This is a genomic window from Nocardioides sp., assembly GCF_025964975.1.
Classification (GTDB): domain Bacteria; phylum Actinomycetota; class Actinomycetes; order Propionibacteriales; family Nocardioidaceae; genus Nocardioides.
This window is the reverse complement of sequence record NZ_JAOPXV010000102.1, coordinates 1-9,807: the sequence shown is the minus strand read 5'-3', so window position 1 is coordinate 9,807 and position 9,807 is coordinate 1. Positions and strand designations below refer to the sequence as shown.

12 protein-coding genes are annotated in these 9,807 nt (G+C 69.3%); all 12 read right to left on the bottom strand.

Going from position 1 to position 9,807, the window contains the following annotated elements; translation table 11 throughout:
- Nucleotides 1-1,354 (bottom strand): DNA polymerase III subunit alpha (gene dnaE, locus JWN68_RS07210; protein WP_297736773.1); only part of this gene is annotated, 1,354 nt, incomplete at its 3' end.
- A gap of 132 nt (nucleotides 1,355-1,486) precedes the next feature.
- Nucleotides 1,487-2,458, bottom strand: a complete 972-nt coding sequence (locus JWN68_RS07205; RefSeq protein ID WP_297736770.1) for a DUF2332 domain-containing protein — start codon at nucleotides 2,456-2,458, stop codon at nucleotides 1,487-1,489.
- A 25-nt stretch (nucleotides 2,459-2,483) separates the two neighbouring features.
- Nucleotides 2,484-3,197: a GNAT family N-acetyltransferase gene (locus tag JWN68_RS07200; RefSeq protein ID WP_297736767.1), complete on the bottom strand. Its 714-nt coding sequence runs from the start codon at nucleotides 3,195-3,197 to the stop codon at nucleotides 2,484-2,486.
- Nucleotides 3,187-4,125, bottom strand: coding sequence for an RluA family pseudouridine synthase (locus JWN68_RS07195; protein ID WP_297736763.1), 939 nt, complete (start codon nucleotides 4,123-4,125; stop codon nucleotides 3,187-3,189). Before JWN68_RS07195 ends, JWN68_RS07200 begins: the two co-directional genes overlap by 11 nt.
- A complete protein-coding gene (locus JWN68_RS07190; protein ID WP_297736761.1) occupies nucleotides 4,122-4,700 on the bottom strand; it encodes a signal peptidase II in 579 nt (192 codons plus the stop codon). The genes JWN68_RS07195 and JWN68_RS07190 overlap by 4 nt, the downstream gene beginning before the upstream one ends.
- Complete coding sequence (locus tag JWN68_RS07185) at nucleotides 4,673-5,545, bottom strand: TraR/DksA family transcriptional regulator (RefSeq protein ID WP_297736758.1); 873 nt, start codon at nucleotides 5,543-5,545, stop codon at nucleotides 4,673-4,675. Before JWN68_RS07185 ends, JWN68_RS07190 begins: the two co-directional genes overlap by 28 nt.
- 177 nt (nucleotides 5,546-5,722) lie before the next feature.
- Complete coding sequence (locus JWN68_RS07180; protein WP_297736755.1) at nucleotides 5,723-6,460, bottom strand: DivIVA domain-containing protein; 738 nt, start codon at nucleotides 6,458-6,460, stop codon at nucleotides 5,723-5,725.
- A gap of 129 nt (nucleotides 6,461-6,589) precedes the next feature.
- Nucleotides 6,590-6,880, bottom strand: coding sequence for a YggT family protein (locus tag JWN68_RS07175; RefSeq protein ID WP_297736752.1), 291 nt, complete (start codon nucleotides 6,878-6,880; stop codon nucleotides 6,590-6,592).
- A 6-nt stretch (nucleotides 6,881-6,886) separates the two neighbouring features.
- A complete protein-coding gene (gene sepF, locus JWN68_RS07170; protein WP_297736749.1) occupies nucleotides 6,887-7,375 on the bottom strand; it encodes a cell division protein SepF in 489 nt (162 codons plus the stop codon).
- Nucleotides 7,376-7,442: 67 nt separating this feature from the next.
- Nucleotides 7,443-8,141, bottom strand: coding sequence for a YggS family pyridoxal phosphate-dependent enzyme (locus JWN68_RS07165; RefSeq protein ID WP_297736746.1), 699 nt, complete (start codon nucleotides 8,139-8,141; stop codon nucleotides 7,443-7,445).
- Nucleotides 8,138-8,845, bottom strand: a complete 708-nt coding sequence (pgeF, locus tag JWN68_RS07160) for a peptidoglycan editing factor PgeF (protein WP_297736743.1) — start codon at nucleotides 8,843-8,845, stop codon at nucleotides 8,138-8,140. The genes JWN68_RS07165 and pgeF overlap by 4 nt, the downstream gene beginning before the upstream one ends.
- Nucleotides 8,846-9,807, bottom strand: a 962-nt coding sequence (ftsZ, locus tag JWN68_RS07155) for a cell division protein FtsZ (RefSeq protein WP_297736740.1), incomplete at its 5' end; no start/stop codon positions are given.

Genomic DNA, 9,807 nt, shown 5'->3' with positions numbered 1-9,807 from the left:
AGACGCGGTCGTCGCCGTACGTCCCGGTGACGGAGCGGATCACCTCGCCGCGCCGGCGCTCGTCGAAGTCGATGTCGAAGTCCGGCATCGAGACCCGGTCGGGGTTGAGGACGCGCTCGAAGATCAGGCCGTGCTTCAGGGGGTCCAGGTCGGTGATGCGCATCGCGTAGGCCACCATCGAGCCCGCGCCGGAGCCGCGACCGGGGCCGACCCGGATGCCGTTGTCCTTGGCCCAGTTGATGAAGTCGGCGACGACGAGGAAGTAGCCGGGGAAACCCATCTGGGTAATGACGCCGATCTCGAAGTCGGCCTGCTTGCGGACGTCGTCGGGAACGACACCCGGGTAGCGGAACTCGAGGCCCTTGATGACCTCCTTGGCCAGCCAGGTGTTCTCGTCCTCGCCGGGCGGGCACGGGAAGCGCGGCATGTAGGTGCCGTTGCCCTCGGTGAAGGAGACGTCGCAGCGCTCAGCGATCCACAGCGTGTTGTCGCAGGCCTCACGGAGGTCGTACTTGTCGACCCAGAGCGCCCGCATCTCGGCGGGGGACTTGATGTAGTAGCCGTCGCCGGAGAACGCGAAGCGCTGGCCCGGACCGTCACCGGCCGGGATGTCCATCGTCGAGCCGGAGTTGATGCACAGCAGGTGCTCCTGGCTGGCAGCGTCCTCCCGGTTGACGTAGTGCGAGTCGTTGGTTGCCAGGAGCGGGATCCGGAGGTCCTTGGCCAGCCGCAGGAGACCGTCGCGGACCCGGCGCTCGATGTCGAGGCCGTGGTCCATCAGCTCGAGGAAGTAGTTGTCCCGGCCGAGGATCTCCTGGTAGTCGGCGGCGGTCTGACGGGCCGCCTCGTAGTTGTCGTGGCGCAGGTGCACCTGCACCTCGCCGCTGGGGCAGCCGGTCGTGCCGATGATCCCGGCGCTGTGCTGCGAGAGCAGCTCCCGGTCGGCGCGGGGGTGCTGGAAGAAGCCGTCACGCCAGGCGCCGGTCGAGAGCCGGAAGAGGTTGTGCATGCCCTGGGTGCTCTCGCTGAGCAACGTCATGTGGGTGTAGGCACCGCGGCTGCTGACGTCGTCCGGACCGCCCTTGTAGAAGTTGACGCGCTTGCGCTCGAACCGGCTGATGTTGGGGGTGAAGTAGGCCTCCATGCCGATGATCGGCTTCACCCCGGCGGCCTTGCACTGCTTGTAGAACTCGTAGGCACCGAAGACGTTGCCGTGGTCGGTCATCGCGATCGCCGGCATGCCCAGCTCCGCGGTGCGCTCGGCGAGGTCCTTCAGCCGGGCTGCACCGTCCAGCATCGAGTATTCGGTGTGGACGTGCAGGTGCGCGAAGCTGTCGTTGGAACCTGCCGACATGAGGGGACTTCCACACCTTCCGAAGGGTTGCAGGAACGCACGCATCTGGGCACTGGCGGACGCGTCTGAGGGGGAAGAGCGCCAGCCTACGTCAGTGTGTCAGGGCCCACCGACACGACACCCGCGCCGCCGCTAGAGCCAGTGGATGGCGTGCCCGTGGCCGTGTGTCAGGGCTACCGGACGCCCGTCCAGGCCCAGCACGAACCGCCCCGACGGCACGTCCAGGCCGTGGGTGACCCCGGGCAGCACGCGCGGTGCCTCGTTGCTCACCCAGCGCACGGTCCCGGCAGCGACCAGGTCGGTCATCGCGTCGTGGAAGTGCTGACGCGCTTCGTCGTCGAGGTAGGCGATGACCGCGCTGTGGAACACCACCGGGGCGCCGTGCTCGGCGGCCCGCCTCACCAGACCGGGCAGCTCGACGGCGAGGTCGCCGCGCACGATCGTGGGAGGGTCCTGGCGGGCGACTGCGACGGCCTCGCGCAGCCGGGTCCTCCGGTCGTCCTGCTCCGGCCACACGAGGTTCGTCAACCACGCCATGGCGTCCTCGTCCCGGACGTCGAGCGGGTTCAGGTCCACTCCCCCGCGCCAGGCGATCTCCGGATGGCGCGCAGGCACCGGGAGCTGTCCGGTCGCGTCCGCCGTCAGGGTGGGTCCGCCCGTGCCGCCGAGCGCTCCCAGGTGCGGCCAGGCGTAGTCGTACCGGTCGGGATAGAGGCACAGGCCAGCACTCGCCCCGACCTCGATCAGGCTGAGCGGCCCGTCCTCGGCCTCGATCCTGGCGAAGACCGGCACCAGGGTGGCCAGCCTGCCCACCTCGTTCGTCTGGGTCGCCTGATCCCGGATCGTCGCAAGGACGTCGTTACCGCTCTCCCGCAGGACCCGCTTCAGCTCGGCGTACGGCGCCGGCGCCTGGGCACCGTGCCACCGCGCGGCGGCGAAGACGAGGTTCGGCTGCTGCTTGCCCCGTGGGAGGACGGCAAGCCAGTCGTGGACCTCCGGGTCGCCGGCCACCCCGAGGGCCCACTCGACGAAGCAGTCCGAGTCGCCTTCGGCGTACGCCGCGAAGTCGCGGTAGCGCTCGGCGATGTCTCCGTCCATCTGCATGGGCACATTGTCGCCACGACGCCCGTCACTCCCGTGAGGCGTCCAGGGACTCGCTGATGATCGCGTGCACGATGCGCGCGACCCGCTCGGGCCCGAGCTCGGGGACCACGCCCGCGACGCGCGTCACGATCTCGTGCTCCCGGGCGGAGTCGCGGCTGGGATCGGGCGCGGCGAAGACCGCCCGCTTGTGGTCCTGGACCACCCGGGTCAGCGCCACCCTGCGGGCCAGGACGTCGCCCAGCAACAGGTCCACCTCGTCGATCAGGGATCGGAAGTAGGCCAGCGGATCGGCGCCTGGCCACACCATCTTCACGTCGGGGGCGTTTTCCTCGTTGCCCGCACCATCCGTGCGTTCCAGCTCGAGGAAGCCGTGGCGCCGGTAGAGGGCGCGCGCTGGATGGTTGACCGCGAAGACCCACAGGCCGAAGCCGTGGGGTCGCAGCGCCTTGGCGAGATCGAGGAGGGTCGAGCCGATTCCTGCACCTTGGGCACCCGGCGCGACATAGAGCCCGTCGAGCCAGGTCCGTGTCAGGTTGGCGAAGCCGACCACCACGCTGCCGGTCTCGGCCACCCACACGTCGCGGACGGACAGGTCCCACGACCTCACCCGGGCCCGGGCGTCGTCGGAGGAGTGGACGCGCGGCGGCATCGAGGCCGCATCGCGTGCGGTCAGGTAGACCTCGGCGACGGCGGGCAGGTCAGCCTCGGTGGCCAGGCGGACGGAGGGGTCAGCGCTCATCTCGGATGACCTCGAGGGCGTGGGCAAGGTCGTCGGGGTACGTCGACTCGTACTCGACGTAGTCACCGGTGCTCGGATGCTCGAAGCCCAACTTCGTGGCGTGCAGCCACTGACGCTCCAGCCCGAGGCGACGGCTCAGCGACGGGTCGGCGCCGTAGGTGATGTCGCCGACGCAGGGGTGCTTGAGGGCGGCCATGTGCACGCGGATCTGGTGGGTGCGCCCGGTCTCGAGGTGGACCTCCAGCAGCGACGCGAAGCGGTGTGCCTCCAGCGTCTCGTAGTGCGTGATGCTGTGGCGACCATCGGCCATCACGGCGAACTTGTAGTCGTGCCTGGGGTGTCGGCCGATCGGAGCGTCCACCGTGCCGGTCAGCGGATCCGGATGGCCCTGCACGAGTGCGTGGTAGGTCTTGTCGACCGTACGGTCCCGGAACGCCTGCTTCAGCACCGAGTAGGAGCGCTCGGACTTGCAGATCACCATGACACCGGACGTCCCGACGTCGAGGCGCTGGACGATCCCCTCGCGCTCCTTGGCTCCGGAGGTCGAGATCCGGAAGCCTGCGCCGGCGAGGTGCCCCACGACCGTGGGGCCCGACCAGCCGGGCGAGGGGTGCACGGCCACCCCGACGGGCTTGTCGATCACGACGATCGCCTCGTCGTCATGGATGATCTTGATGCCCTCCACGATCTCCGGCACCACCTCGAGGGGATCGGTCTCGGCGGGGATCGTGACGTCCAACATCGAGCCCGCGTGCACGCGGTCACTCTTGCCGACCGAGGCGGAGTCGACCTGCACAAGGCCCTGGGCGATCAGGTCGGCAGCCTTCGTGCGCGAGAGCCCGAACATGCGGGCCATCGCCGCGTCCACGCGCTCACCCGCAAGGCCCTCGGGGACGAGCACGGTGCGGTGGTCGGAGTAGCTGCTCATGAATCGCTTTCCACTACTGCCGTCTCGTCGTCGGCGACTCGTTCACCGCGCAGGGTCACGCCCCGGATGCTCTGGAGAATGATGATGCCGGCCGCGCTCATGATGCACATGTCGGCGACGTTGAAGACGGGCCAGTTGGGCAGCATCAGCCAGTCGATGACGTGGCCACGCATGACGCCCGGGTCGCGGATGACCCGGTCGGTGAGGTTGCCCCCCACGCCGCCGATCAGCAGCCCGAGAGCCACCGACCACAGCGGGCTCGCGAGCCGCAGGCTCAGCACGAGGACGACGCCGACCGCTAGCACGGCCAGACAGCTCAGGGCCAGCGTGAACTCGGTGCCCGTGCTGAAGGCCGCTCCGGGGTTGTGGGTCAGGTGCAGGACGAAGAAGTCGCCGATGACCTCGATGTCGCGATCCACCAAGGCGCTCAACGCCCACTGCTTCGTGCCGATGTCGAGGGCATAGGCCGCGCCACCGATCAGGGCGAACAGCCACCACGTGCTGCGGCGTCGGGTCTGCCCGGAGACCGGGTCGGCGTGGCTGGAATTCAGCGACGTTCCTCGCGCTGCTTGCATGGCAGGCACAGTGTGGCACGGGGGAAAGCCATCAGCCGCATCTTGCCGATCGGCTCACCACAGGCCTCACAGATGCCATAGGTCCCGTCGTCGATGCGGGCGAGCGCCTTGTCGATCTGCGCGACCATGTCGCGCTCGATGTTGACCACGGTCAGCTCGTGGTCACGCTCGAAGCTGGTCGCGCCCATGTCCGCCTGGTCGTGACCCGCGCCGTCGCCGGCATCCTTCATCAGCCCGGCCAGCTCGGTCTCGGCGTCCTCGATGACGTGTGCGAGCTTGTCGTGCTGGCCGTGGAGCTCGGCAACGACCTCGTCCAGCTCCGCCTTGGTCCACGACTCCTCGCCGACCTTGACGACCAGCGACCCTGCCGAGGCCTTCTTGGTCACCTTCGTCGACCGGGTCGACTTGGTCGCCGCGGGGGCGACCGCAGCAGCGGCGACCTTGGTGGACTTCTTCGCGGGAGCGCTCTTCGTCACGGGGACCTTCTTCACTGACGTCGTCTTCGACGGGCTCTTCTTGGCCACGGGAGCCGTCTTCTTCGCGGGGGTGTTCATGACTGCGGGAGCCGACGTCGCCGGCGCCTTCTTCACAGCGACCTTCTTGGCCGCCGGCGCTGCCTTGGCCGGCGCCTTCTTCACAGCGACCTTCTTGGCTGCGGGAGCGGTCTTGGACGTGGTGGCCTTGGCGCCAGCCTTCGCCGGCGTGCCGTTGGCCGACGTCCCCTTCTTCGCCTTGGTCGTCGTGGACGAGGCCGCGCCGCTCGGAGCCGCTGAGCCGCGGCCGATCACCCTCTTGGCCGCAGCAGCAGCGCTGCCGGCGAGGGACTTGGGAGTGGTGCGGGCCATGGGTGCGGGTCTCCTTGCGGCGGCCGTGAGTGTGGGGTCGGGGCCACACGCGTGGGTGGAGGCTAGTCGCTGGTGAGCCCGGCGCTCAAAGCGCCTCGCCCACAGGGGTGAGAAAACGGCCGGCCCCCACGAGGGACCGGCCGAACTCTGTGACGTGAACCTCGGCCGCTGAGGCCCTCAGGCCTCTTCCTCGCCGAGGATCGAGCGGAGGCGCTTGGGCGCCGGGGCGTCCCCGCTGGGCGTGTCGGCAACGGAGTTGTTGCCCTTGAGCGCCTCCAGCTGCTGGCTGAAGTAGGTCTTGAGACGCGAGCGGTACTCCCGCTCGAAGGCACGCAACGTCTCGACCTCGCTGTTGAGCTTGTCCCGGTCCCGCTCGAGGTCGCCGAACATCTGCTGGCGGCGCTCGGCCGTCTCCGAGTCGAGCATCTGCGAGCGCTGCCGTGCGTCGGCCTCGAGCCGGTCAGCCTTGGCCTTGGACTCCGCCTCGAGGCGTTCGGCCTTGGTGCGAGCGGCGCCGACGATCTTGTCGGCCTCGTTCTTCGCCTCGTCGACCAGCTCGTCGGCATTGCGCGTCGCAATCTCCAGCAAGCGGGCCGCAGCGTTGGACGCCTGCGCCACCGTCTCGACGCGAAGCGTCTGGGGCTGGGCCGGGGGTGCAGCTGCAACCGGCGCCGGCGTGGGGGCGGGCCGCACGGGCTCCGGTGCCGCCACAGGGGTCGGTGTGGGGGCGGGGGCCGAGGCGCCCGACTGCGCAGCCGAGAGCTTCGAACGGAGGTCCTCGTTCTCCTTGGTCAGCCGGGCGAGCTCTGCTTCCACCTCGTCGAGGAACTGGTCGACCTCTCCCATGTCGTACCCCTCACGGAGGCGGACGGGAGTAAAGCGCTTGTTGCTCACGTCCTCAGGCGTCAGCGGCATGACCTCACCCAAACTTTCACGTCGGCGAACTGAAATCGATACAAGACAATGTGCAGCACGACTGCACTGCAGCCAACACACTAGCCCCCGAAGGCCACCCGTGCTCGGTGACCCGTGTGGCTGGTGGTTCTAGAGCATGACACTGCCGATCAGGCTCCGGAGCAAGATGGCGCCCACGAGCACGATGAGGAAGCTCAGGTCGAGGACGATGCTGCCGAGGCGCAGAGGCGGAATCACCCGGCGCAGCGCCTTGATCGGCGGATCGGTGACTGAGTAGACGGCTTCCAAGATCACCAGCAGCACCCCGCGCGGCGTCCAGTTCCGGGCGAAGACCTGGACCCAGTCGACGATGAAGCGGATCCAGAGGAAGGCGATGAAGATCCCCACGGCGAAGTAGAGGATCGGCCCGACGATCGGCACGTGAACTCAGCTCTGGTTGAAGAAGCCGTTCTCCGCGATCCGCTCCTTGTCCTCGGTGGACACCGAGACGTTGGGCGGGGAGAGCAGGAACACCTTGTTGGTGACGCGCTCGATGGTGCCACGGGTGGCAAAGATCAGGCCGGCGGCGAAGTCGACGAGGCGCTTGGCGTCGTTGTCGTCCATCTCGGACAGGTTCATGATCACCGGGGTGCCGTCACGGTAGTTCTCCCCCACGAGGCGCGCCTCGTTGTAGTTGCGAGGATGCAGCGTGGTGATTCGGCTCAACTCGGCAACCACTCCAGGTGAGACCGAGGCCGGACGGCGGCGCTCGGAGAGATCGGACACGGGGGCAGGACGACGCTCGCGCACTGGCGACGTCGCACGCTCGTCGACCGCCTCGTGCCGGCTGGTCTCGTAGTCGTCGAAGTCGTCGTACTGACCGGAGTCCTCGAGCAGGCCGAGGTACTCGCCGATCTTGCGCATCGCGCCGCTCATGACAGTGATCCTCCGGTCGACGAGGCGCATCTGCGCGCTCGCGGGTCGTGTACGTCTGTCGGCGACATTACTGGACCACGGGCCTCGGACCGAGGACCGCGGAGCCGACACGCACGCGTGTCGCGCCGTGACGGATGGCGGCCTCCAGGTCACCGCTCATGCCGGCGGAGAGCTCGGTGGCCGAGGGGTGTACGGCGACGAACGCGGCGCGGATCTCCGCGAGCCGGGCGAAGGCGCTGTCCGGGCCCTCCCCCAGCGGAGCGACCGCCATCAGTCCTCGGAGCCTCAGCGCGCCCGCCTGCTCGACGGCACTCGCGAGAGCGCTCAGGTCGGCGGGATCCACGCCCGAGCGTTGCTCGGCTCCGGAGGGATCGAGGCTGACCTGGAGGAGCACCTCGACGTGGTGACTGCGCTCGTGGGCTCCGCGCTGCAGGCCGGACACCAGCTTGGTCCGGTCGACCGACTCGACGACGTCGGCATAGGTGGCCACCGCGACGGCCTTGTTGCTCTGCAGGCCACCGATGAAGTGCCAGCGCAGGCCCAGGTCGGCGCACTCGGCTGCCTTGTCGGAGGCCTCCTGGTGGCGATTCTCCCCGACGTCGGTCACTCCCAGGTCAGCCAGGATGCGCACGTCGGAGGCGGGGAAGAACTTGGTGACAACGGTGAGGGCAACCTCGTCGGGAGACCGCCGGGCCGTCTCGCACGCGTCGGCGATGCGGCGGCGTACGGCGGTGAGATTGGTCGCGATCTCGTCGGCACGACTCATGGGGTCCTCCAGATCAGGCCGGCGAGACGGCCAGCGGCCGCGCCGTCGCGCCGGTAGGAGTGGAGCTCCGGGTCCTCGCGGGTGCAGCGCTCGATCGACACGACCTGGACGGCGTCCGCCGCGAGCTGGGCGCGGACACCCGCTCCGATGTCGAGGGAGGGCGTGCCCCACGAGGTCTCCGCGAACGACTCGGGCACGAGGGCGGCGACCTCCTCGCGCATCGTGGCCGGCACCTCGTAGCAGCGCCCGCACACGTGGGGGCCGACCCATGCGGTGATCTCGGCGGCGCCGAGCTCGCGCATGCGGGCGACGGCAGCCGGCACGACCCGCGCCACGAGGCCCGGCCGTCCATTGTGAACCGCACCGATGACGCCCGCTCGGGCATCGGCGAGCAGCACTGGAACACAGTCCGCCGCGCGGGCCATCAGCGCGACCCCGGTCTGGGTGGTCACCAGCGCGTCCGCCTGCGGCGGCGGCACGTTGGCGCCGGACACTGTCGAGACGTCCGCGCCGTGCACCTGGTGCATCCTCACGATGCGGGTGCCGCAGGCCGTGCCGAGCTGCGTCAGGTGGTCGTCGAGTCGCTGCAGATCGGCGTCCGGCCCCTCTCCGAGGTCGAGAGTGGAATCGGTGAAGGCCACGTCGACCCGTGACTCCGAGGAGTCGGTCGACGTGGCCTCCAGCGTGTCGCGGAAGACGAACACCTACTTCAGGAAGTCCGGGACGTCGAGGTCGTCGTCGTCGAACTGGACCGACCTGGTCGGCCTGGGTGCCGCCGCGGGCTGGGCGACGGACTGGGCCGTGGACCCGTGCGGGGCCGAAGCGGTCACCAGCGCCGGGTTGGGCGTGGACCGGCCGACCACCGAGTCCGGCGTCGTGGACCTGCTCGCGGCGAGGTCCTGGGCAGCCGCGCGGGTCTCGGCCTGCGACTGCACGGGCACGTTGGGTCGCAGGACGTTGCCCTCGGACCGGCGCTTCGGCATACCTCCGTCGAAGCCGGCGGCGATCACGGTCACCCGCACCTCGTCACCCAACGCGTCGTCGATGGTCGCACCGAAGATGATGTTGGCCTCGGCGTGGGCCGACTGGGAAACCAGGGCGGCCGCCTCGTTGATCTCGAACAGGCCGAGGTCGGAGCCGCCCGCGATCGAGAGCAGGACGCCGTGGGCGCCCTCAATCGAGGCCTCGAGCAGCGGGGAGGACACCGCCATCTCGGCAGCCTGCACCGCGCGGTCCTCGCCCCGGGCCGAGCCGATGCCCATGAGGGCGGAGCCGGCGTTGGCCATGACCGACTTGACGTCGGCGAAGTCGAGGTTGATCAGTCCGGGGGTGGTGATCAGGTCGGTGATGCCTGAGACGCCCTGCAACAGGACCTGGTCGGCCTGCTTGAACGCGTCGAGGACCGAGACGTTGCGGTCGCTGATCGAGAGCAGCCGGTCGTTGGGGATGACGATGAGGGTGTCGACCTCTTCGCGGAGCTGACTGATGCCCTCCTCCGCAGCGTTGGCACGACGGCGTCCCTCGAAGGCGAAGGGTCGCGTCACCACACCGATGGTCAGGGCGCCCAGCGAACGGGCGATGCGAGCCACGACGGGAGCGCCACCGGTCCCGGTGCCACCACCTTCGCCGGCGGTCACGAACACCATGTCGGCGCCCTTGATGACCT

Bases quoted from the DNA above. Each gene is read 5' to 3' on its own strand.
- JWN68_RS07205 (WP_297736770.1), bottom strand. From the start codon at position 2,458: ATGCAGATGGACGGAGACATCGCCGAGCGCTACCGCGACTTCGCGGCG.
- JWN68_RS07200 (WP_297736767.1), bottom strand. From the start codon at position 3,197: ATGAGCGCTGACCCCTCCGTCCGCCTGGCCACCGAGGCTGACCTGCCC.
- JWN68_RS07195 (WP_297736763.1), bottom strand. From the start codon at position 4,125: ATGAGCAGCTACTCCGACCACCGCACCGTGCTCGTCCCCGAGGGCCTT.
- JWN68_RS07190 (WP_297736761.1), bottom strand. From the start codon at position 4,700: ATGCAAGCAGCGCGAGGAACGTCGCTGAATTCCAGCCACGCCGACCCG.
- JWN68_RS07185 (WP_297736758.1), bottom strand. From the start codon at position 5,545: ATGGCCCGCACCACTCCCAAGTCCCTCGCCGGCAGCGCTGCTGCTGCG.
- JWN68_RS07180 (WP_297736755.1), bottom strand. From the start codon at position 6,460: ATGCCGCTGACGCCTGAGGACGTGAGCAACAAGCGCTTTACTCCCGTC.
- sepF (WP_297736749.1), bottom strand. From the start codon at position 7,375: ATGAGCGGCGCGATGCGCAAGATCGGCGAGTACCTCGGCCTGCTCGAG.
- JWN68_RS07165 (WP_297736746.1), bottom strand. From the start codon at position 8,141: ATGAGTCGTGCCGACGAGATCGCGACCAATCTCACCGCCGTACGCCGC.